The 23,684-nt window shown below is 38.7% G+C and carries 23 protein-coding genes; 5 read left to right on the top strand and 18 right to left on the bottom strand.

The annotated features are described in order from the left end of the window. Window positions 1–20: 20 nt before the first annotated feature. The 17 genes from PCY08_RS07590 to ybeY form a co-directional block, all read right to left on the bottom strand. The gene (locus tag PCY08_RS07590; protein WP_301559958.1) at window positions 21–1,232 is read right to left on the bottom strand and encodes an FtsW/RodA/SpoVE family cell cycle protein; all 1,212 of its coding nucleotides are present in this window, start codon (window positions 1,230–1,232) and stop codon (window positions 21–23) included. Between the two features lie 271 nt (window positions 1,233–1,503). Beyond that, the gene (gene prsA / locus PCY08_RS07585; protein ID WP_301559957.1) at window positions 1,504–2,445 is read right to left on the bottom strand and encodes a peptidylprolyl isomerase PrsA; all 942 of its coding nucleotides are present in this window, start codon (window positions 2,443–2,445) and stop codon (window positions 1,504–1,506) included. 73 nt (window positions 2,446–2,518) lie between these two features. Further along, window positions 2,519–3,232, bottom strand: coding sequence for an O-methyltransferase (locus PCY08_RS07580; protein WP_083500989.1), 714 nt, complete (start codon window positions 3,230–3,232; stop codon window positions 2,519–2,521). Window positions 3,233–3,237: 5 nt separating this feature from the next. Further along, a complete protein-coding gene (gene pepF / locus PCY08_RS07575; RefSeq protein ID WP_301559956.1) occupies window positions 3,238–5,040 on the bottom strand; it encodes an oligoendopeptidase F in 1,803 nt (600 codons plus the stop codon). Window positions 5,041–5,058: 18 nt separating this feature from the next. Beyond that, complete coding sequence (locus tag PCY08_RS07570) at window positions 5,059–6,015, bottom strand: competence protein CoiA (RefSeq protein WP_301559955.1); 957 nt, start codon at window positions 6,013–6,015, stop codon at window positions 5,059–5,061. A 95-nt stretch (window positions 6,016–6,110) separates the two neighbouring features. Continuing rightward, window positions 6,111–7,259, bottom strand: a complete 1,149-nt coding sequence (locus tag PCY08_RS07565; protein WP_301559954.1) for a hypothetical protein — start codon at window positions 7,257–7,259, stop codon at window positions 6,111–6,113. A 198-nt stretch (window positions 7,260–7,457) separates the two neighbouring features. Further along, window positions 7,458–8,318 (bottom strand): SAM-dependent methyltransferase TehB, encoded by an 861-nt coding sequence (gene tehB, locus PCY08_RS07560; protein ID WP_301559953.1) that lies wholly within the window; start codon window positions 8,316–8,318, stop codon window positions 7,458–7,460. A 14-nt stretch (window positions 8,319–8,332) separates the two neighbouring features. Further along, window positions 8,333–8,800, bottom strand: coding sequence for an SsrA-binding protein SmpB (gene smpB / locus PCY08_RS07555; protein ID WP_153224728.1), 468 nt, complete (start codon window positions 8,798–8,800; stop codon window positions 8,333–8,335). Further along, window positions 8,763–11,108: a ribonuclease R gene (gene rnr / locus PCY08_RS07550; RefSeq protein ID WP_301559952.1), complete on the bottom strand. Its 2,346-nt coding sequence runs from the start codon at window positions 11,106–11,108 to the stop codon at window positions 8,763–8,765. The genes smpB and rnr overlap by 38 nt, the downstream gene beginning before the upstream one ends. Window positions 11,109–11,206: 98 nt before the next feature. Next, entirely contained in the window at window positions 11,207–11,440 is a 234-nt protein-coding gene (gene secG, locus PCY08_RS07545) for a preprotein translocase subunit SecG (protein WP_000282514.1), read from the bottom strand. 39 nt (window positions 11,441–11,479) lie between these two features. Next, window positions 11,480–11,629, bottom strand: a complete 150-nt coding sequence (rpmG, locus tag PCY08_RS07540) for a 50S ribosomal protein L33 (protein WP_001809104.1) — start codon at window positions 11,627–11,629, stop codon at window positions 11,480–11,482. Continuing rightward, window positions 11,629–12,828 (bottom strand): multidrug efflux MFS transporter, encoded by a 1,200-nt coding sequence (locus PCY08_RS07535; protein WP_301559951.1) that lies wholly within the window; start codon window positions 12,826–12,828, stop codon window positions 11,629–11,631. The genes rpmG and PCY08_RS07535 overlap by 1 nt, the downstream gene beginning before the upstream one ends. After that, window positions 12,815–13,420, bottom strand: a complete 606-nt coding sequence (gene coaE, locus PCY08_RS07530) for a dephospho-CoA kinase (protein ID WP_301559950.1) — start codon at window positions 13,418–13,420, stop codon at window positions 12,815–12,817. The genes PCY08_RS07535 and coaE overlap by 14 nt, the downstream gene beginning before the upstream one ends. Next, entirely contained in the window at window positions 13,420–14,244 is an 825-nt protein-coding gene (gene mutM / locus PCY08_RS07525; protein WP_301559949.1) for a DNA-formamidopyrimidine glycosylase, read from the bottom strand. The genes coaE and mutM overlap by 1 nt, the downstream gene beginning before the upstream one ends. 48 nt (window positions 14,245–14,292) lie before the next feature. Next, window positions 14,293–15,192, bottom strand: a complete 900-nt coding sequence (gene era, locus PCY08_RS07520) for a GTPase Era (RefSeq protein ID WP_301559948.1) — start codon at window positions 15,190–15,192, stop codon at window positions 14,293–14,295. Between the two features lie 16 nt (window positions 15,193–15,208). Next, window positions 15,209–15,604: a diacylglycerol kinase family protein gene (locus PCY08_RS07515; RefSeq protein WP_000378151.1), complete on the bottom strand. Its 396-nt coding sequence runs from the start codon at window positions 15,602–15,604 to the stop codon at window positions 15,209–15,211. After that, window positions 15,585–16,082: an rRNA maturation RNase YbeY gene (ybeY, locus tag PCY08_RS07510; RefSeq protein WP_075229443.1), complete on the bottom strand. Its 498-nt coding sequence runs from the start codon at window positions 16,080–16,082 to the stop codon at window positions 15,585–15,587. Before ybeY ends, PCY08_RS07515 begins: the two co-directional genes overlap by 20 nt. 104 nt (window positions 16,083–16,186) lie before the next feature. Between ybeY and PCY08_RS07505 the strand changes: the two genes are divergently transcribed. Together PCY08_RS07505 and PCY08_RS07500 are read left to right on the top strand one after the other, a co-directional pair. Beyond that, the gene (locus tag PCY08_RS07505) at window positions 16,187–17,842 is read left to right on the top strand and encodes an NFACT family protein (RefSeq protein ID WP_301559947.1); all 1,656 of its coding nucleotides are present in this window, start codon (window positions 16,187–16,189) and stop codon (window positions 17,840–17,842) included. 62 nt (window positions 17,843–17,904) lie between these two features. Then, a complete protein-coding gene (locus PCY08_RS07500; RefSeq protein WP_301559946.1) occupies window positions 17,905–18,762 on the top strand; it encodes a YitT family protein in 858 nt (285 codons plus the stop codon). A 93-nt stretch (window positions 18,763–18,855) separates the two neighbouring features. Here the strand turns inward: PCY08_RS07500 and nox are convergent, their stop codons facing one another. Then, window positions 18,856–20,235: a H2O-forming NADH oxidase gene (gene nox / locus PCY08_RS07495; RefSeq protein WP_049525814.1), complete on the bottom strand. Its 1,380-nt coding sequence runs from the start codon at window positions 20,233–20,235 to the stop codon at window positions 18,856–18,858. Between the two features lie 317 nt (window positions 20,236–20,552). Here nox and PCY08_RS07490 point away from each other — a divergent pair, with 317 nt between their 5' ends. The 3 genes from PCY08_RS07490 to PCY08_RS07480 are packed head-to-tail and all read left to right on the top strand — an operon-like array spanning window position 20,553 to window position 23,375. After that, window positions 20,553–21,473: an FAD:protein FMN transferase gene (locus PCY08_RS07490; RefSeq protein WP_301559945.1), complete on the top strand. Its 921-nt coding sequence runs from the start codon at window positions 20,553–20,555 to the stop codon at window positions 21,471–21,473. Window positions 21,474–21,507: 34 nt separating this feature from the next. Then, window positions 21,508–22,113: an NADPH-dependent FMN reductase gene (locus PCY08_RS07485; RefSeq protein WP_000915942.1), complete on the top strand. Its 606-nt coding sequence runs from the start codon at window positions 21,508–21,510 to the stop codon at window positions 22,111–22,113. A 17-nt stretch (window positions 22,114–22,130) separates the two neighbouring features. Continuing rightward, on the top strand, window positions 22,131–23,375 hold the full coding sequence (locus PCY08_RS07480; protein WP_223140874.1) for an NAD(P)H-dependent oxidoreductase: 1,245 nt from the start codon (window positions 22,131–22,133) through the stop codon (window positions 23,373–23,375). The last annotated feature ends 309 nt before the right edge of the window (window positions 23,376–23,684 follow it).

Raw genomic sequence — 23,684 nt, 5'->3', positions numbered from 1 at the left:
TTCTCCTTGTTATCTATGTCTTAAAGCTGTGCTTCGTATTCACTAAAAAGTCGCGCACGCTTTTCACTGGCATCAATATTTAATACAAATGCTATGGCTACAGAAAGAACCAAGAGACTATTCCCCCCTTGCGAAAGGAAAGGGAAGGTTACCCCTGTTGAAGGAATCAAGCCTGATATACCCCCAATGTTAACAAATACCTGTATCAGGATCATTCCCCCAATACCTATTGCTACCATTGAGTTGAAAGGATCCCTTGCGCGAATTCCTACCAAAATGATTCGTAGAATTAAGAAGAATAGGAGAGCGAGAATAAGACTTGCTCCTACAAATCCAAACTCTTCAATGACAATCGAAAAGACAAAGTCCGTATGGGCTTCTGGCAGATACCCTCGTTTTTCAATAGAATTTCCTAATCCCAGACCAAACCATCCTCCATTAACCATAGCATAGTAGGAATTGGCCAACTGGTGTCCAGCTCCAGCCAAGTCATTAAAGGGGTTGAAAAAAGCACTGAACCGCTTGGCAACATAACCAAATACAGGAATTTTAGAGAATTTCTCAACACCGATTATCCGAATGGCTGTTAAGGAAATCATAGAGACACCAGCTAGTAAGCCCAGAATAGTTGTGAACCATCGATAAGCTATTCCACTGATAGTATACATGAGCAAGGATACTAAAATCAAGATAGTAGCATTTCCTAGGTCTGGGAAAATCGCCAAACTACCAATCATAACCAGTAGAACAAAACGCCAATCATTAAATGCTCGAGGAATCCACTGATTAAGGGTTAAAACTTGGAAGTCGTAAACAGCTATCTCATCCTGTTGTTTTGAAAAACGCTGTGCTAGATACCAGACAATGATAATTTTTAAATACTCTGCTGGTTGAATCGTTATTGGACCAACCTTGATCCAGCCATAGGCCCCATTGACAGGAATCCCAATTAAACGCGCTAGAGCTAGCAGTATCAGCTCAACAAACATGACGATAAAGAGTAATCGCTCATTTCGCAGAAATCCTAATTTCAATTTATAAATCAAGGCAATTAAAAACAAACTGGCTATCCAGAAAATTCCTTGATTTCGAACCAGTTGCAGGGTACTTTTTCCCTCTTGGATAAGAGTTGCACTAGTTGTCGAATAAACTACTATCAATCCTAAAACGGATAACAGTAAATAAGGAATCAAAATGGAATAATTCAGCAAGTGCCTTTTACTTATTTTCATATGTCACCTATCTTTCGGAAAAATATTTTAATTTTCCCATATTATTTCTAGTTTTACATGCTATTATACCATTTTTTAGCCTAGAAAAAAACTCTTACAGTATAAACATTCGAATTTTACTCAAAACGGACTCTGAACAAGAATGTCTTGAGTGGTCCCTTATCCGACCTATCGATTGTTTTTAGTTACTAGGACTTATAAAACTATAATGTTGATATTTTATAAACTTAAAAACTACCTTCCAGACAGAGGAAGGTAGTTCATTACTATCTTAGTTTGAGGCGCTACTGCTGCTGTCAGAAGTTGTTTCGCCTTTGATGTATTGCGTAAAGATATTTTGGAAGGCCGGATCTTTAACTTTAATGTTGGCATCTTGCAATTCTTTACTAATAACACCTTGAACAAAGGTTGCATCATTTTGTTTTTGAGTCAAAATGATTGTTTTAAGTTTTTCTTTATAATCATCCAAGTTAGAAGATTTTTCTGACTTCTTCGTCAACTTAACAATGTAGAAACTACTTGTATAAGCTTGAGTTCCTGGAGCAGTGATAACATCTGAAATTCCGTTGACATCAAGCGCAAAAGCAGCTTTTTTAACCACGTCTGGCAATTCTGTTGATGCAGAGTCAAAGGTAATTTCTCCACCATTTTCTTTAGTCTTTTCATCTGTAGAATTGTCTTTTGCAAGTTGTGCAAAATCAGCTCCAGATTCTTTTGCTTTGGCAAGAACTTCCTTAGCCTTATCTTCACTGTCAAGTTTAATAATTTGAGCCGTTACTTCTGGAGTATACTCTTCAAATGCTTTTTTATAGTTTTCATCTGTTAATTCAGATTCAGCGGCTTTCTTAACAGCATACTCAACTAATTTACTGGTACGAATTTGAGCTTTACGGCTTTCTGCAGTCATACCTGAACGGGCGAGAATCGTTTGATAGCTATCACCGTATTTCTTTTGTTCTTCTGCAACGGCATCCTCTACTTCTTTATCGCTAACTTCTGAACCATATTGTTTTTCAAAAACTTTTTGAATGGTCATATTCAGCAAGACTTGTTGAGCAGTTGGATTATTTTTAACTTCTTCGTAGAATTGATGTTCTGTAATCACATCACCCTTCATACTGATCAAGTCTGCTCCTTCAGAGCTATTGGAACAAGCAGCCAAAGTAGCTACTGACAACAATGTGATGGCTCCTGCCATTAGTTTTTTCTTCATGTTTACTCCTTTTGTTCACTAATTAAAGGTTTACCTTATCTATTTTACCAAATTGTCTTAAAAATATCTGAAATCAATCAATATCAGGCAGTTCTACTTCTGCTTGATTTTTTCTCAGCATGAGAATTCCGTCTCCAAGAGGAACTAAAGTAGCGGTTAATCCTGAATTGTCCAAAGTCGCATCAAAGAGTCGTTGCAAGCCACGATAAATCGTTCTTTGTCCTCGACGGACTTCCATGATATCCCTAGCAATATCTCCTCCTTGGAAAATATCATCTAAGACAACCACTCCACCTACTTCTAGGTGTTTGAGGATTTCTGGTAGAAAGATGATGTATTTGGACTTAGCAGAATCCATAAACACAAAATCATAGGTCTCTGTCAACGTTGACAAGACATCTACCGCATCACCTTCTAAGAGAGTGATTTGTTTGCGTTGATCAAATTTTGCAAAATTTTCCTTGGCAAAACCAATCATCTCAGGATTTCGGTCAATAGTGGTGATTTTTGACTTGGGTGAATGCTCTGCCATCAAAAGTGCTGAAAATCCAATCGCCGTACCAATCTCTAAAATATTTTTTGGTTGAATGGTTTCCATAAGGAAACGAAAGTAGGCGACGGTTTCATGAGGAATGATGGGAATATTTTCCTTGCGAGCAAAGTTTTCTAGTTCTTTTAGGGAACCTGTCACCTGCTTTTGTCTGTGGCGCATGAACTCGACAATCTCATGCTTGACAACAGGACGTCGCATGTTATGATTGGCATTTTTACTATAAGACTTTACCATCTGCCTTATGCCAATCCTAATTTTTCAACAAGGGCTTCAAACTCATCCAAACGGCGTTCAAAGACTGCAAAGGCATCGTTGAGGTAATCTTCTTTTTCCATGTCAACACCAGCTTTACGCATGATATTGAGTGGATAGTCTGACTTCCCTGCTTTGAGATAGTCGATATAGCGATCACGATCCTCTTGGCTACCATGAACAATCTTTTCAGCCAAAGCTGAAGCTGCTGCAAAGCCTGTTGAATATTGATAGACATAGTAGTTATAGTAGAAATGCGGGATACGAGCCCACTCGTACTGGATTTGAGGATTGTCTTCCTTGCTCAAGCCATAATATTCTTGGTTCAAGTCAGCATAGAGATTGTTTAGGAACTCACTTGTCAAGACTTCACCATTTTGATCGGCTTGGTGGATAGCATGTTCAAATTCTGCAAATTGAGTTTGGCGGAAGACTGTTCCACGGAAACCATCCAAGAAGTTGTTGAGAATGGCAAAGCGTGTTGCATCGTCTTGAACTTCTTGCAATAATTTTTCTGTTAGGATGTTTTCATTAGTAGTTGAAGCAATTTCTGCCAAGAAGATTGAATAATCACCGTATACATAAGGTTGTGTTTCACGTGTATAGCTTGAATGCATACTGTGACCAGTCTCATGTACAAGAGTAAAGAGATTATCTAAGTTATCCTGCCAGTTAAGGAGCATAAAAGCGTTGGTATCATAAGAACCACCTGAATATGCACCTGAACGCTTGCCTTGATTTTCATAAACATCAATCCAACGTTCGCTGAAGGCACGTTTAACTCGGCTCAAGTAATCCTCACCAAGAACTGACAAAGCTTCTTCTGCTTTCTTCAAGGCCTCCTCATAAGTAAAGCTGTATTCCACTGAAGACAATGGTGTATAGACATCATACATTTTGAGGTCTGGAATACCCAAGATTTTTGAGCGAAGAGCCAGATAACGATGCAAGAGTGGCAGGTGCTTACGAACAGCAGATACTAGATTGTCATAAACACTTTCTGGCACAAAGTTTGCTGCAAGAGCTGCTTCACGCGCACTCTTATAGTTTCGAACTTTTGCACGATAGTTTTGCACTTTAACATTGGTCTGCAAGGTTTTAGCGTAAGTGTGCTGGTATTGCTCATAAGTAGCATAGAGGGCTTCATAAGCTCCACGACGAACCTCACGATTCTTAGATTCTACCAAGCGCATATAAACGCCGTGTGACAATTGTACTTCATTTCCATCTTCATCTTTAACAAATGGAAAGACGATATCTGCATTATCTAAAATAGCAAAGGTTTCACTAGCAGCACCGAAGATTTCACCAGCACCTGCAAGTAACTCTTCTTCACGTTGTGAAAGGACATGGTCCTTATTTTGCAATAGTTTATCAAAGAAGTGTTTATAAGGCTGGAGTTTTGGTTCTTCTGTTAAAAAGTTTTGATACTGGTCTTCTATTATAGCCATAAATTCTGGTTCATAGAAAGAGAAGACCTGATCAAGTTGACTATAAAGAGCCATTGCTTTTGCATAGTATTCTTGATACTTAGCTACTCGAGTATCTTGGTCGTTTTTCATATGTGCATAGACATAAAGTTTTTCAAGACGACGACTCAAGTCCAGATAACGCTCTGTAATGTCAAGAAGACTCTCTGCACTATCCAAGAGATGTCCTTCAAGACTAGCTGCTTGTTTTGTATCTTCCGTTAAAAGGGCGAGTTCTTCTTCCCATTTCTGGTCAGTTTCAAAGATCGTTGATAGATCCCATGTATCTTTTTCATTGATTTCATTTCGTTGTAATACCATAAGTTTCCTCCATCCTTTCTATTTTACCATATTTTTTAAGAAATATTGCTGATAAAAGGCAGGTGGATAGAGCTTTTGTAACTCTGTTTGAGGATTTTTTTGATAATAAATTCGAAAGTTGCGATAATAATCACTAATATCCTGTTTAATTTGACAAAAAGAATCATGTTCTATCGGCCTTACTTGAGGATACCAGTCCTGATTCTTCAGATTCAAAAGGTTCTCCCCTCTCAAGTAGGCCTTGGCTTGTTGCTTCATCCAATAGGGATTTTGATAGTAGAGTTGTTTTTGAATGTAACGACAAATGTTCTTATCTTGTTCAACCGAAAAAGTGATAAGATTTTGTTGCTGATAAGGAGTCCGTAATATTTCTAGAAGATTTCCTTTGTCATAAGAAAATTCCTTGATTTGATAATGGAGTTTCCCTTTCAAATCTTGGTGAAGGAGGTACTTAAGTCTCAAAACTTGTTTTTTATGGTCTAACTCCCAAATATGAAAGCCCATGTTATTACTAAAGTAAAGAAAATCTCTCTGAAGTTGAGTTAGCCGCTCTTTTAGCCAGAGCTTTTCTCCTAGTAGCCAAAGAACTTGAATTCCCAAACTTCGATAACCATTGCTTCTCTCCCGTAAAAGTTCACAAGAAATGGGACTACACTGAATTTCTAGAGCTAGTTGCTTGTTGATAAAGATATCTGCGATTTGCTTCAGTTCAGGTATGGGATATTCCATCTCAACCGCATCATTCTCCTTAGCCCAATAAAACAGTCTTTTCTTGTTTTCCAGATGCTCTGGTCCTTCATTTTCATGGAAAAAATCACATTTTTTGAGACTTTCATGCGCAAAATGCCTTCTCACATTTTTTCCTTTTCTCATGCGGACACTTGTTCCACAAGCTGGACAATAATAATCTTGTTTGACTAGTTCATCCTCCAAGGCATTGACTAGGTGCCCATTTTCATCTCTAGCAAAAAACATAAAACCTCCTTTTCTACTTTATTCGAAAAGGATAAGAAAAAGGCTGAGAAAACCAGCCTTCCTATTATATTTTGAGGATAATCCTTTAACCCAGCTCATATTTTATGCTTCTTGATATGTTTTTGTAACATGGGAATCAGATTTGAAATTTGATCTTGTTTAATCACCAGCACACCATACTCTTGACAACGATGATTATATACGGGATTGATTTTGCCAGAGCAAACAATTAATTTCAAACAAGTTTCACCAGCAAAATGATTGGCATATACCTCTAGTTCATTAATAGCTTCTACAGACAAGTCTGTCATTTTACAAGATATAAAAATAATGGATTGACCTTTACGGAGGACAACATCAATTTCATTTTGTACATTATCGACCTCAGGGAAAATACCATTCCAGTCAATTTCAGCCCCTATCATACATTCATCAAAATACTCTGACTCTATCGCTAAAAGATAGAGATATAATTCTAAAATATGACCTTTTGTGCGACAGAGTAATTGTGCCTCGGGGCTAGAAAAAGTGTAACTAATATGATCGGAACTTTCCTCTTCAATATGAATCAAGTTAGCTTCTGTTAGTAGAGGAATTATAGATTCTGGATAAAGGTACTTTTTACCGTTACTTTCCAAAACTTTTGCTGTTTCAGCGTGAAAATCAGCTGTTTTTGCTAATGCAAAGAATTGAGTGATCTGATACCATTCTTCTGGGTTTAAAATTGCATAGTTTGCTAGTTTTTTGATGGTAGTAATTTGTTTCGGACTGTATTTAGGTTGTTTCGATTTGATGAGTTTACCACCCCGTAAGGCCATCAACTGTTCAATGGTTAGGTTAGGAATCACTAACTCTTCCTTCTCCACTTTACCCATTTTCCATTTAAATTGTTTTCCTTTCTCAATATCTATTGCAATAATCGGTAATTGCTTTTCCAAACCATACTGATACAGAAAAATAGCTAATATCGAATCTCCTCCAAAAACATCTAAGGTCACTGAATCATAGTTAGTCAAGAAAAGATTCAAATCATTCGTAATCTTATCTAGACTTATTTGCCGAAAATGCACTTGCTTTACATGGGAAACTTGATTCAGCAAAAAATGTTTCAAGGACAACCTTTCTTCTTCTGTAATTTTTTTCAGGGAGAGAAATAAAACCTCATCACAATCACAAATAAAAGTCTGATAAACATTTTTCTCGATAGTGTGATGATCAAAAAGTTCGACTAAAAGACTAGGCATGGCGCTACCTCCCTATTAAAAATTTGCTAGTTGTATGGAAAATTTAAAATTTCTTATTATAAACTTCATAGAAATACGGGTTAAGAAATTGTCTTTAGCATCGTCTACACATCTAGTATAGCATAATTCAGTTGATTGGCCCTCAAGTCTTTATATAAAAAAACGAATAGAAATGGATAGCTATTCGTTTTAAGATTTTTATTTTACTTTTCTTGCCAACATGGTCGCAAAGCGTAGTTGTATACGATTGCCATTTTCGTCACGACGATGTAAATGACCTGGATTTTCATTGTACTTGATCAATTCCCAGTCCTGGTAGTAATTTGCCAATTCCCCTTCTTTAAAGGTGAATGGGAAGTTCACTGAGCAAGGATAATCCTCCGTGTCCATGGCACAAACGATAAGATTGTAGCCACCGATAGAGGTTTGTTCCTGCATATTTTGAACTATAGCAGGAATACGATCTGCTTGTAAAAACATGAGCACAACCGTTGATACGATAAAATCGTAAGTTTGTCCAATGCTAGCTGAATTAATATCGTAGAGACCTACAGGCATTTCTAAATCTTCTTGCTCTACGATACTTTGCAAAATTTCAAGGGATAGCTCATTTTGGTCCACTGCTGTGACATCAAATCCATGTTGAGCTAGAAAAAGTGCGTTTCTTCCTTGACCACATCCTAGGTCTAGTGCCTTACATGGCTTCACCGTCTGCATAGCTTCTAAAACCTCAGAATGAACTGGATTGGTATTGTATTTCTTGGGGAAATAATCTTCTGGTTTACAATAAAATTCCAAGTACCATTCCACATCTTCTGTGACAGCTTCTACACGGTGCCATGCTTGAGGTTGCGCCATCGGATTATCAGCACCCGCTTCAAAGAGGTGCTCAGCTATAACTTCCCCCTCCTCAGTCAATTCAATAAACTTAAGAGCCCCTTTTAATACGGTAATCTTGCCCCAGGTTCCGACCTTGGTATTGTGTTTTCTTTGAACAGCTTCAGGCATGGTGTCTTTATTCCAGACAGGCATGCGTTTATAGGCAACTAGTTTTTCCATATTCTTCACTCTTTCTATCGATGGTTAACTGCTTTCATAACACGCGCGATATCGCGATCTTGCTCACGACGTTTGATTGACTCACGTTTATCGTAGTCATGTTTTCCTTTAGCAAGTCCTAAAAGAAGCTTGGCATAGCCGTCTTTGATGTAGACTTTAAGTGGAACCAGAGTCATCCCTGTCCCTTTGGTTTCTTGCTCCAATTTCTGGATTTGTTTTTTATGAAGGAGAAGTTTACGACGACGTTCTGGTTCCTGATTCCAGATATTGCCTTCCTCATAGGGTGCAATATGAACATTGCTCAACCAAACTTCCCCATTTTTCACTTGGGCAAACCCATCTTTCAGATTGATGCGGGCTGCTCGTACACTCTTGATTTCTGTACCAGTGAGGACCATTCCTGCTTCAATGGTATCAACAATTGTATAATCGTGGCTTGCTTTCTTATTTTGTGCGACGACCTTTCCCTCGCCCTTTGCCATGCTTAGCTCCTTTCTTTGCTACTTCCTTATAAAAAGGTTTCTTGCTCTTTTTCTTCTTGTCTTTAGGAGAATGCTTGCGCTTATCACTTGAGCGACCAGCTTTTCTCTTGTCTTCTTTCTTATCTGAACGACGACCTCTATCCTTACTACGACCAGACTGTTTCAACCCCTTCTCAATGACATCAAATTCGCTTGGAATAAAAGAAAAATCAATCTCGCCAGTCATCTTATCGGCTCTTTCGACACGAATGCGTATCTGTTGTCCCACACGGAAGGTTGTCCCTGATTTCTCCCCACGAAGAGTCAAATCACGTTCGTTAAAATGATAGAACTCAGGTAAATTAGTAATGTGAATCAAGCCTTCGACTGTATTTGGCAATTCAACAAAAAGACCAAATTTGACGATACTTGATACTACTGCATCATACTCTTCACCCACAAACTCTTCCATGTATTCAGCTTTTTTCATGGCTTCAACTTCACGCTCTGCCTCAATAGCTCTGCGCTCACGATTTGAAGACTGGGTCGCAATCTCTGGAATGACCTGTTCAAAATGTTCTGCTATTTCCTTGGAACGTCCATAGTCACGAATCATTCGGTGAACCAAGAGGTCCGGATAACGGCGAATCGGACTGGTAAAGTGGGTATAATATTCCGCTGCTAGGCCATAGTGACCATGATTATGCTCAGAATAACGAGCCTGTTGCATAGAACGGAGAAGCATCATAGAGAGAACATCCGCATAAGGCTCACCTTCAACAGCACTCATGATGTCTTGAAGAGCTTCCTGACTAATCTCACTCGCAGTTCCATAGATTCTCAAGCCAAAACTAGAGGCGTAATCAATAAACTTCTGAACTTTTTCAGCTTTAGGTTCCTCATGGATACGATAGATGAAAGGTAAATCAAGCTTGCTGAAATGCTCAGCAACTGTTTCATTTGCAATCAGCATAAAGGACTCAATCATACGTTCTGCAGTCCCACGATGACGAAGAACAATATCTACTGGTTTCCCTTGCTTGTCAACCAAGATTTTAGCTTCATTGGTATCAAAATTGAGAGCCCCACGCTTAATCCGCATACCTTCAAGAATTTCATGAAGCTTGGCCATTAACTCGATACTAGGAACAATTTTCTTATACTCTTGTCTCTTCTCCTCATCACCTGCTAGGATATCATTCACATCACTATAGGTCATACGGAAACTTGTCTTGATAACTGTCTGCGTAATAGTATAATTACGAACCCGACCATTTTTATCAATTTCCATGATAGCTGATTGGGTCAAACGATCTACTTGAGGATTGAGGGAACAAATACCATTTGAAAGGCGTTCTGGTAGCATTGGAACTACACGATCTGTCACATAGACAGAGGTCGCACGATTAAGGGCTTCCTTATCAAGGGCAGAACCCTCAGTCACATAGTAAGAGACATCAGCGATATGAACTCCAAGTTCAAAATTTCCATTCTTCAATGGCTTGATGTGAACTGCGTCGTCCAAGTCCTTAGCATCTGCTCCATCTATGGTAAATGTAATTTCATCTCTCAGGTCCAGACGTCCCTCCATGTCCTTTTGGGATGGAGCATCAGGTACACTTTCCGCTTCTTTAATAACAGCCTCTGGAAATTCTGAGACAATGTCCATTGATTCCAAGACCTCAAGAATGTCAATTCCTGCATCTGTTGAATGTCCCACAACATCTAGGACACTCGCCACAAAGAAGTCGTGTTTCTTACTTGGGTACTTGTCAATAAAGACCTTGAGTACTTCTGTCCCTTCTAGTTTGAGAGATGGCTTTTTCACATAAATCGGTTGACTAATCTTTTGATTTTTAGAACGGATATAACCCGCATACTTTGGTTTCTCTTCATCAAGAATAATTTGCCCGACAACTGTCGTGAGACTGTGCTCTAGGATGTCGATAATCTTTGCTTCTGCAGCAGTTCCTTTGTTACGGTCAGCAACTTTCTTGATGACAACTTCAACAGTATCTCCATCAATGGCATAGTTAACATCACTTTTTCCAACAAAAAGATCGTCTTCTTCGCCTTCAAGACTTACAAAACCGAACCCATTTTTATGGGCATGGAAAATTCCTTTTAGGGTAATCTCATGTTTTTTCTTCTGTTCTAGGGTTAAACTACCATCTTCTTCAAAGCGAATCTGGTGCTTACGTTCCATCAAGGAAAGAGTTTTGATTAACTCACGGAAGTCCTTTGAACCATCCTTCCCGAGAGCACTGGCCAAGTCATTAACTGTGACACTCCCCTTCTCTTGTAAATATTCTTTTATTTTATCTTTCATGTTTACTTTCTAGATTTATAATATTTTCTTTTTGGTGTAAAACCTTATTTCTTTTAAAAATAAAAATAGGCAAAGACCTAGTCCTGCCCATTATTTTCTTATCTACTTGATAATACCGTCAATGCTAAGGCAATGGCTAGCCAGAAAAAGACTAAAATTCCTGTCAAACGTTGCATCACAGCTTCAAAACCGCGCGCTTTACTACGTTCAAACAAATCACCTGCACTGGCATCAAATACATTGCTAGATTGGTTTTTAGTTGGTTGCATAAAAATTGCAATCACAATCACAACAGATAATACTAATAAAATGGTTAATAATAGGTTATACATATCAAACTCCTTAAAATCTCTATTATTCTACCATAATTTCTACTTAGATTCAAGATGTAGAGTCACTTTTCTTTCTTTAGGACAATACTTTAAGACTTCAATCTTGTCTGGATGGGTTTTGGAGTTCTTACTGGTTAGATAATTGATGCTGCCACAAGAGGAGCATTTGAGATTGATTTTTACTCGCACTAGATTTCCTTCACTTTTAATAATGTTCTAAATTGGATAAGATTAAATAAACAACTGAGAGCTACACAAAGAGCTGTTGCATAAAATACTGAGTGATAGCCAAATTGTCCCGCTACTGCTGATCCTGCTAAGGGACCTATCACTCCTCCTAGATAAAAGAATACTTGATTAAAGGCAAATACCCTTGAAATGCCAACTTTAGGAGTCATTTTGCTTAGGAGAGCATTGACACCAGGTATTAGAGCTCCTGTTCCCAGACCAAATAGAAAACGATAGAAGCCTAATTGGAATGGGCTAGTCGCATTTGCACATAGTAGATAAATACAAACTGAATATACCTGAGCTAGGACAAGGAGTCGATGATTGCCCACTTTATCACCTAGTTTCCCCATGATACCTGCACTCATCATACTTGAAAATCCCATGCTGGATACAATCAAACCAGAGACAAAAAGAAGATTCTCTTTCTGTCCAAGGTCTCGTACATACAGGGCAAGGATGGGACCGATAGATTGGGCAGCAAATTGAATCACAAAGCTAGTTAGAAATAAATTTATCAGGAGAAAAGGATATTTAACAGAAGTAAAGAGCTCTCTTGTAGGGAGTGCTTTTTCTTTTGGCACTGGTTGAAAGTTTTCTTTGATAAAAAGAATGGTTAAGATAGCTGCAAAGAACAGGAAACCACCAACCAATAAAAAGACATTTCGAATTCCAAAAATTTCGGCAATGAAACCACCGACAAAGGGACCAGTCAAAGTTCCAGCGACAACACCAGTTGATAAAGTCCCTAGAGCGTATCCCGACCTATCTTTGGGGACTTGACTTGCAATTAAAGCTGTCGCATTGGGTACAAATCCTGTAAAAACACCATTAAGAAAGCGTAAGAACAAGAGCCAGAAAACATTTGGAACAAATGCCAGACCTCCCATAGTAATAGTCATGGCTAGCCCTGCACGAATCATCATGGGTTTTCGACCATACTTGTCTGCTAATATTCCCCAAATTGGTGATACAAAGGCTGCAGAAATGGCTGAGACTGATATAGCTAAACCTGAATAAAAGGCAACTTGATCTCCTTCAATTCCTAACTGTTCGACAAAAATAGGCATGAAAGGAACAACAAGAGAAATGCTGGCTCCTGTTAAAAAACAACCAAACCAAGCAATACGAAGATTATCCTTCCAACTAATCTCTTGCATGGACATTGCCTCCTTCAAGTAAGGTCACTACTTGACTCAAAAGCTGCTCTCGACTACCATTATTGTCTAATATATAAGTAGCAAATTTCTTCTTTTTTTCTAAAGGCCACTGTGAAGCTAAACGAGTTTCAGCTGACTCTTGGGATAACTGATCACGGTTCATTAAGCGATCCAGCTGGGTATCTCGCCTTACATAAACTAGCCAAGTTTCATCGAACCATGAAGCATAGTCCTGTTCAAAAAGCAATGGAATATCCATGAAAAATATGTCCTCTGTCTGAGATAACTTGTCTCTCAAAGAGCCCAATTCTTCACGGATGATTTGTCCTTGAGTCTGTTTAGACCATTCTCTCTCATCAGAGTTAGAAAAGATCAGACTGGCAAGTAATGGTCGATTCAATTCCCCATCTTCTAGAAGGACTTTTTCACCGAAATGCTCTACTAAAATCTGAAAAAGTCGTCCACCAGGTTTTTGAAGTTGGTGAACAAGAGCATCCGCATCTACCACTTCAAACCCTTTTTGTCTTAGAAAATTTGTGACGGTGGACTTCCCAGATGCAATACCACCAGTGATTCCAATAATTTTTCCCATCACTTTCTCCTTTGACATTTTGGGCAAAAATGGGTTCCACGACCACCGAGTTGAATTTTTTCGATAATGGATCCACAACGTGAACAAGCTTGTCCAGCTTTATCATAGACCTGATGAAAATCTTGCATGGTCCCATCTTCACCAAATGCATTGGTATAGGTGCGAATGGTTGAACCGCCTTTCTCAACAGCCTGCCCCAAAACTTCAATGGTTTGATCATGGACTTTTCTAGCCTCTTGGGCGCTTAAACTTTTAGAAGTTCTAGAAGGATGAACTTTCGCTCTCCAGAGAACTTCATCCACATAGATATTTCCCAATCCAGCAACCAAAGTCTGGTCGAGAAGATGCGATTTGATAGGTTTTTTAGATTTCTTCAAGGCACCTATAAAAATCTCTAAGTCAAAATCCTGTTCAGTAGGTTCTGGTCCAAGCTTTTTAGATACAAAGTAAGCATCTAAGAGTTCAGGAGCAAGCAATTCCATAGTGCCAAACTTACGTACATCCTCATAAACTAAAGTGCCACCGTCTTCAAACTGGATGAAAATATGAGCATGCTTACGTTCAGGAACATTGGTTGGATAATAAAAATACTTGCCTTCCATCCTTAGATGAGAAATCAAGACCTTGTCTGTCAGGTAGAAAAGTAAATACTTGCCACGGCGCCCCGTCGATTGAATTTCTTGACCAGGTAATTCTTTCTGAAACTGATCCAAATCTGTCTTAATCATCTTAGGATAACGAATATCAAGACTAGCAATCTTCTTCCCTAGAATCAGTTTTTCAAGACCTCGTCGAACCGTTTCGACTTCAGGTAATTCAGGCATAACTCCTCACTCTCTAAAAACAAGAAGCAGGCTATTGCCCACCTCTTCTTAATATTCTTTTTCGTTATAGCCAAAGTCAGCCAAATCTAGCTTCTTATCGCGCCAGTTTTTCTTGACCTTGACCCAAGTTTCTAGGAAGACCTTGTCTCCTAGCATGAGCTCGATATCACGACGGGCCATAGTCCCAATTTTCTTGAGCATGGCACCACCTTTACCGATGACAATCCCTTTTTGGCTGTCACGTTCAACCATAATGGTTGCTCGAATGTGAACCTTGTCTGTCTCTTCATCTCGCTTCATAGAATCCACTACTACTGCAACAGAATGCGGAATTTCTTCACGAGTTAAGTGTAAAACCTTTTCACGAATCATCTCAGAAACCAAGAAACGTTCTGGGTGATCGGTAATTTGGTCCGCTGGGAAATATTGGAATCCTTCTTCCAAATTTTCACTCAGAATATCGATTAGACGAGAAACGTTATTTCCCTGAAGGGCTGAAATAGGAACAATTTCCTTAAAGTCCATCTGACTACGGAAATCATCGATTTGAGCCAAAAGCTGATCTGGATGAACTTTGTCAATCTTATTGACGACCAAAATTACAGGAACCTTAGCAGCCTTAAGGCGTTCGATGATCATATCATCACCCTTACCCCGCACCTCATCCGCAGGCACCATAAACAAAACGGTATCTACTTCACGAAGAGTGCTATAGGCAGATTCCACCATAAAATCTCCAAGAGCCGTCTTGGGTTTATGAATCCCTGGAGTATCGATAAAGACGATTTGCTCCTTATCAGTGGTGTAAATCCCCATGATTTTATTGCGCGTTGTTTGTGCCTTATCACTCATGATAGCAATTTTTTGCCCCATAACATGATTCAAAAACGTTGACTTCCCTACATTTGGACGTCCTAAAATGGCTACAAAGCCTGATTTAAATGTCATAATTTCCTCTTACTGTTTAAAATAATAAATCCCAAATTCGTGGGAGAAAGATGAGTGCACCTGTCAAAGCGGCAAAAAGAGAAACCACAAGTACGGCACCAGCCGCCATGTCCTTAGCTTTTTTTGCCAACATAGAAAAGTGATAGTGACTAGCCAAATCTACTACATTTTCAATAGCTGAATTAATAATCTCAAAAGCTACTACCATGAAAATGCTCAAAAGTAGAAATAACCATTCGATTCGTGACACCTGAAAAACAAAACCTGCAAGGACAACTATTAGAGCCGTCACTGCATGCTTTCTCATGTTACGTTCTTCCTTAATCGCAGTAAAAATCCCTGTAATGGCAAATTCTAAACTGGAGATTAGGTCACGATTTTTCCATTTTCGTTTATTGTCTTGTGAGTCCATAGGCTGTCAAAATTTCTTCTTGTAAACCGAACATCTCCGCTTCTTCCTCGGGAGTGTAGTGATCATAGCCGTTAATGTGTAAAAAGCCGTGCACTGCCAAGAAGCCCATTTCACGTTCAAAACTATGACCGTACTCCTCAGCTTGCTCATGTGCCTTATCAATGGAAATGAAAAGCTCACCGATATAAGCATCAAATTCTGACATCATATCTGCCAAGTCAGGATCATTTTCCAGATCTTCCTTATCAAAGGCAATCTCTAACTCCGGCTTATATTCAAGACTGATGACATCTGTTGGACGATCGGTATCACGAAACTCTAGATTGAGTTCATGGCTTCGTTCGTTGGTCACAAATGTGACCGCCATTTCCTTGTCTTCTTTTCCAATTTTTTTTGCAGCAAATTCTAAAATTTCCTGTGTTTGTTCTAAAATTTCTTTTGAAACTTGTCCAGTTTCATCTACCATTTCAATATACATGTGTTTCTCGATTCTCTTTACTTGGCTTTATTATATCACATTTCTATGATTTTATTCTACCTTTTTGATATAATACTATGGAATACATTCACGAGGAGAGAACCATGTCATTTGATGGATTTTTTTTACACCACATGGTTGAGGAATTGCGAACTGAACTACTAAATGGTCGCATCCAAAAGATAAATCAACCCTTTGACCAAGAATTGGTCCTGCAAATCCGTAGCAATCGTAAAAGTCATCGTTTGCTCCTGTCTGCCCATCCAGTTTTTGGACGCATCCAGTTAACAGAGTCCACCTTTGAAAACCCTGCTCAGCCATCTACTTTTATTATGGTATTGAGAAAGTATCTTCAAGGAGCAGTTATTGAGTCAATCGAGCAAATTGAAAACGATCGTATCGTGGAAATCACGGTTTCCAATAAAAACGAGATTGGGGACCATATCCAGGCCACGCTTATTATCGAGATTATGGGCAAACATAGCAATATTCTCCTTGTAGATAAGTCTAGTCACAAAATTCTTGAAGTTATCAAGCATATCGGTTTCTCTCAAAATAGCTACCGTACCTTATTACCAGGTGCTACTTATATCGCTCCTCCAAGTACAGAAGCTCTCAATCCTTTTATGGTCAAGGACGAAAAACTCTTTGAGATTCTACAAACCCAAGAGTTAACTGCTAAAAACCTTCAAAACCTCTTTCAAGGTTTGGGAAGAGATACAGCAACTGAGTTAGAAAGACAACTGCTTAATGATAAACTAGCCACTTTCCGGAACTTCTTTGGACAAGAAACCAAACCTTGCCTAACAGATAAATCCTTTTCTTGTGTGCCTTTTTCTAGTAAAACAGCGGAGAATTTTGACAGTCTTTCACAATTACTTGATATCTATTATAAGTATAAAGCCGAACGTGACCGTGTGAAACAACAGGCTAGCGAACTCATACGTCGAGTTGAAAATGAACTACAAAAGAATCGTCAAAAACTGAAGAAACAAGAAAAAGAACTTCAAGCTACTGAAAATGCAGAGGAATTTAGACAAAAAGGTGAGTTGCTGACAACCTTCCTTCATCAAGTTCCTAATGACCAAGATCAGGTCATTTTGGAAAACTACTACACCAACCAGCCTATCACGATTGCACTTGATAAGGCATTAACGCCAAACCAAAATGCTCAACGCTACTTCAAACGCTATCAGAAATTAAAAGAAGCTGTTAAATACTTGACTGACCTGATTGAAGAAACCAAGGCAACCATCCTCTATCTAGAAAGTGTCGAAACAGTACTCAATCAAGCCGGACTCGATGAGATTGCTGAAATTCGTGAAGAATTGATCCAAACAGGATTTATCCGTCGAAGACAAAGGGAAAAAATCCAGAAACGACAGAAACCAGAGCAGTATCTAGCTAGTGATGGAAAAACGATCATCTATGTGGGGCGCAATAACCTACAAAACGAGGAATTGACCTTTAAAATGGCCCGTAAAGAAGAACTCTGGTTCCACGCTAAGGATATCCCTGGAAGTCATGTTGTTATCTCAGGCAATCTCAATCCTACTGATGAGGTTAAAACAGACGCAGCAGAACTTGCAGCCTACTTCTCTAAGGGACGTCTCTCTAACCTCGTTCAGGTTGATATGATTGAAGTTAAAAAACTCAACAAACCAACTGGTGGGAAACCTGGTTTTGTCACCTATACTGGGCAAAAGACCCTCCGTGTTACACCCGACCCTGAAAAAATTCAGTCCATGAAAATCAAATAAAGTCTTGTATACTGGTGGGCTGTTACTGCTATAGACTCAAATTAAAATGGGAGGTGCGTTCAATGCTACGGCATATCAAATCTATTTTAACCATTATATTCGGAGCTGCCATTTATGCCTTCGGACTCACGTATTTTGTTGTTCCCCACCACTTATTCGAAGGTGGAGCAACGGGAATCACCTTGATTACCTATTATCTCTTTAACATCCCTATCTCCGTGATGAACCTCATCATTAATATCCCATTATTCATTCTAGCCTGGAAAATATTTGGTGCAAAGACCCTATACAGTAGCCTGCTTGGTACTATTTCCTTATCCATTTGGTTAGCAATCTTTGACAAGATTCCTCTCAGCTTTAATCTTGAGGGAGATCTTGTCATCGTTGCTTTAGTTGCGGGTGTTCTTTTAGGACTTGGTCTAGGTATTATCTTCAATGCTGGTGGTACCACTGGTGGAACAGATATCGTCGCTCGAATTCTTAATAAGTACACCAATATCTCCGTGGGGAAATTACTCTTTGCACTAGACTTTCTCATCTTAATGCTCATTTTAATAATCTTCCAAGACCTTCGTCTCGTTACTTATACACTTCTATTTGACTTCATCGTCTCTAGAGTTATTGACTTGATTGGTGAAGGCGGATATGCTGGAAAAGGTTTTATGATTATCACTCAAAAGCCTATGGAAGTGGCAGATAAAATCAATGAAGAATTAGGTCGAGGTGTCACCTTCATATCTGGACAAGGTTACTACAGTCAAAAAGATTTAAAAATTATCTACTGTATCGTAGCAAGAAATGAAATGATTAAGATGAAAGAATTGATTCATACGATTGATCCTAAGGCCTTTATTACCATCACTGAAGCTCACGAAATTCTTGGAGAAGGCTTCACCTTTGTAAAAGAAGAAACTTCCTAATACATAGATAACAAAAATAGTAACTTCAAATTTGAAGTTACTATTTTTTTGATGATAAAAACGGAAGAAGCAAATCTTCCGTTTTACAAGTCATTATTTTTCAGCTGTAAGTGCAGCCATTGTGATGTAGTTGTATGGTTTGTTGAAGTGTGGCAAGAAGAATAGGTCTGTCAATGCCAATTTTTCAATAGTAACATGTTCTTGGATAGCCAATGAGAACATGTGAATTCCCATGCTGATTGCTGAATCACGAGATACCATTTGAGCACCAAGGATTTCACGGCTATCTTTATCAAAGACAATCTTGATGGCTACTTCATAGTTGTCATGTTTCATAAATTCTGGTTTTTGAAGATCGTTGAAGCCTGTTTCAACAGCATTGTAGCCTGCAGCTTTAGCTTTTTCAAGAGTCAAACCAGTTGAAACCATGTGAAGACCATAGATAGAGATACCGTTTGATCCTTGAACACCGATTCCTTCAAGTTCATGTCCACAAGCATTGTAAGCACCTACGATACCAGTACGTACAGCATTTGATGCAAGAGCGATGTAACTAGTGTCTTTACGAGCGTTGTCATAAACAGTCGCACAGTCACCCACAGCGAATACTCCTGGAAGTGATGTTTCTTGTTTCTTGTCTACAAGGAAGGCACCGTTGCGGAAAAGTTCAATCTTGCCATCAGCAAGAGCTGTATTAGGACGGAAACCAACTGCAAGAACAACCATGTCAACATCGAATGTTTCTTTGTCAGTGATCAAGCGTTCAACTTTACCGTCGCCTTCGATAGCTTTAACAGTTTGTCCAAGTGCCAAGCGGATGTTGTGGTCTTCCAAGTTCTTAGCCATTAATTGCGTGAAGTCTTTGTCGTAGTAACCGTTCAAGACTGTGTCTACGATATCAACAAGGACAACTTCTTTTCCAAGACGTTCGAATGCTTCAGCAAGCTCAACACCGATGTATCCACCACCGACAACAGCGATACGCTCAAGATGTTTGCTCTTGTCAGCAAGTTTGTTGATAACTTCTTCTGCGTTTTGGTACAATTTAACGAATTGTACATTTTCAAGAGTTGCTTTGAATTCGCGGTTACCCTTAACAATTTCAACACCTTCGATTGGTGGCAAGATTGGTGTAGAACCTGTAGCAAAGATCAATTTTTCGTATGATTCTTTGTGTTCTTTTCCATCAACTTCAGCAGTTACAACTTTGTTATCATAGTCAATTGAAAGAACTGGTGAGTTCATATAAACTTTAGCACCTTTTGCTTCCAATTTTTCTTTATCTGAGTAGAAGAGACCTTCTGGACCATCGATTTGCTCACCAATCCAAAGAGCCATTCCACATCCTAGGAATGAAATGTTTGAGTTTTGGTCAAAGACAACGATTTCATTTTCACTTCCAAAATTGTCCAACATAGTGTTGATACAAGCAGTTCCAGCGTGGTTAGCACCCACGACTACGATTTTACTCATAAGATAATTCCTACCTTTAATTTTTTATTTACCTTTCTAGTATATCATTATCTGTGAGCGTTTACAAGCTTTTTGACTAGTTTGCTGTTTTTTTGAAATTTTTTCGAAATATATATTAATTTATTTTCAACTTTTTCAAAGTTTTCTGCACATTTTTTATTTATCCAAGCATATTTCTTGACTTTTTGTAAAAAATAATTTGTGAAAACGCTGACTTTATGATATTCTATTTATATGGAAATGAAATTTAAATCTTCAGATTGCTTTCATATCTGGATTTACAACTATTTCCAATTGATTTGAAGGGAGTTGATTTTTTGCCTCTCAGTTCATTATCTGAACGGTTAATGGGAACTACGATTACTATTTCCTTGGTACATGAACAAGCGGACAATCTTCTCCGTCAAGCTTTTGATTTGCTCAAGGAACTTGAATTTCGATTCAATGCGAATAGCACCGAATCGGAATTGATGGAAATTAACTATCAGGCAGGAATTGCCCCAGTTAAGGTCCACCCTGATTTGTTTGAACTGATTTCTTTAGGATTAGAACACAGTCTAGCTCCTGGAAGTCATCTCAATATCAGCATTGGTCCCTTGGTACAAACCTGGCGTATTGGTTTTTCCGATGCAAAAGTTGCTAGTCCTGAAGAAATTTCTTCGGTTTTACCATTGATAGATCCCAGTTTTATCAAACTTGATTCAATTTCTTCTACTGTTTTCTTAGAAAAGAAAGGAATGAAAATTGATTTAGGTTGTTTAGCAAAGGGCTATAGCGCAGATAAGGTTGCTACTTTCTTAAAAGAAAATGGTGTCACTTCTGCTCTTATCAATCTTGGGGGAAATATCCTTACCATTGGTAATAACCAAGCCAGAAATGGACAACCTTGGCAAATTGGTATTCAAGACCCTAATCATCCACGTGGTAATCACCTGATGACCTTATCTATTACTGGAAAATCCGTTGTTACTTCTGGAATTTATGAACGGCATCTTGAAATCGATGGAAAGGATTATCATCACATTTTCGATAGTGAAACCGGCTATCCTATTGAGACGGATTTGGCTAGTTTAACGATCATATCTGACCGCTCAGTTGATGGTGAGATATGGACCACACGATTGTTTGGTGAACGTAGCGCTTCTATCATGTGGCAAATCGAAAATATCGATAGAATCGAAGCCATCCTTATTGATAAAGATGGACATATCGCTTGTTCATCCGGTATCCAAAGATAAATAATAAATAATGCAAAAAGAGAAAGGAAAGCTCATGCTAAAACTTATTGCTATTGTAGGAACTAACTCTAAACGTTCCACAAACCGCCAACTGCTTCAATATATGCAAAAACACTTTGCTGATAAAGCAGAAATCGAATTGGTAGAAATTAAAGACCTACCAGTCTTCAACAAACCTGCAGATAAACTTATTCCTGCAGAAGCCTTAGAAATTGTTGCAAAAATTGAAGCAGCTGATGGTGTCATTATCGGTACTCCTGAATACGATCACTCAATTCCTGCTGTTCTTATGAGCGCTCTTGCTTGGATTTCTTATGGAGTATTTCCACTTCTTAACAAACCAGTGATGATCACAGGTGCTTCATACGGTACACTCGGTTCATCACGTGCTCAATTGCAACTCCGTCAAATCTTGAATGCACCAGAAATTAAAGCAAATGTTCTCCCAGATGAGTTCTTGCTCTCTCATTCTCTTCAAGCCTTCGATAAGAATGGTGACTTGGTAGATCTTGATGTCATCAAGAAATTGGATGCCATCTTTGATGACTTCCGTATCTTTGTCAAGATTACTGAAAAATTGCGTAATGCTCAAGAACTTCTTCGTAAAGATGCAGAAGAATTTGACTGGGAAAATTTGTAAGATAGGAGATCGAAAGAATGAAATTTGTTGGACTTGTTGGATCAAACTACGACCAATCATATAACCGCAAACTCTTGGAATTCATCCGTCGTAACTTCAAACTGAAATTTGAATTAGAAGTTCTTGAAATCGATGAAGTTCCAATGTTTAACCAAGACGAAAAATGGGACGAAAGCTTCCAATTACGCCTTCTTTACAATAAAATTACTCGTGCTGATGGTGTGATTATTGCTACTCCTGAGCACAACCATACAATTTCTGCTTCACTCAAGTCAGTTCTTGAATGGCTTTCATATGAAGTACATCCATTCGAAAACAAACCAGTGATGATCGTGGGTGCTTCTTACTACGACCAAGGAACTTCTCGTGCGCAAGTTCACCTTCGTAAGATTCTTGACGCTCCAGGTGTAAATGCCTATACTCTTCCAGGTAATGAATTCCTTCTTGGAAAAGCTAAAGAAGCTTTTGATGCTAACGGAAATATTATCAACGAAGGAACTGTTAAATTCCTTGAAACTTGCTTAGATAACTTTGTCAAATACGTAGGAGTCGTTTCTAAATTGAAAAAACCAAAACCAATTGAACCAGAAGACTTGGATTGTGGAAAACCAATCGCTACAACTATTACAGAAGTTGATCCTGACGATCCAAACTGGGTAGAAAAAGTCGCAGAAATCACAGGTGCTGTTTCAGGTGATACATATGTTAAACTTGACCATGGTATCTTGACTGTTAACCAAATTGATATGTTCTTGAAAGCTATGCCTTTTGAATTGACATACGCTGACGATAACAACCAATTCCTCTACTACAACAACGCTCACCAAGATCCTGATACAATGTTTGCAAAACGTGTACCATCTCAATCTGGTAGCCGTATGTCAACAGTTCATGGATCACTTCCACCTGCACGTATGAAAAACGTTGAGTGGGTTATCGGAACACTTCGCAATGGTAACCAAGAATACGTACGTACAATCGTTCCTGGCTCACCTGCTGGTGTTATCAACACTCACAACTACCAAGCAATGTACTATCCTGACGGTTCATATGCTGGTATCAATGAAATTGTCTTTAACTTCCAACCATGGCTTGACTGGTACTTGAAAGAAACAGGTCAACGCTTGGTAGGAGGCAGCGGACCATTTGCTCCTGCTGGAGGCCACGGTGACGCAGATGCTACTTCAGGCGCATCTGATGCCGGAGGTCACGGTGATGGAGGTCATGGAGACGCGGATGCTACATCTGGGGCAAGTAACTAATACTCAATGAAAATCAAAGAGCAAACTAGGAAGCTAGCCGCAGGTTGCTCAAAGTATTGCTTTGAGGTTGTAGATAGAACTGACGAAGTCAGTAACATATATACGGCAAGGTGAAGCTGACGTGGTTTGAATTTGATTTTCGAAGAGTATAAAATTTTAAAAAAAAGGAACCTCTCTAGGTTCCAATGTCATTAAGTTAGTAATCTAACTATTTGAATAGGAGATAGGATTGAGATCATCAAAGTGATTCTCTATCCTATCTTCTATTTTTTTTGCATAACAAATAAAGGTTTTTTCACCCTATTTTTT

Source organism: Streptococcus sp. SO4, assembly GCF_030440055.1.
GTDB classification, from domain to species: Bacteria; Bacillota; Bacilli; order Lactobacillales; family Streptococcaceae; genus Streptococcus; species Streptococcus nidrosiense.
This window is presented reverse-complemented; position numbering and strand designations above follow the sequence as displayed.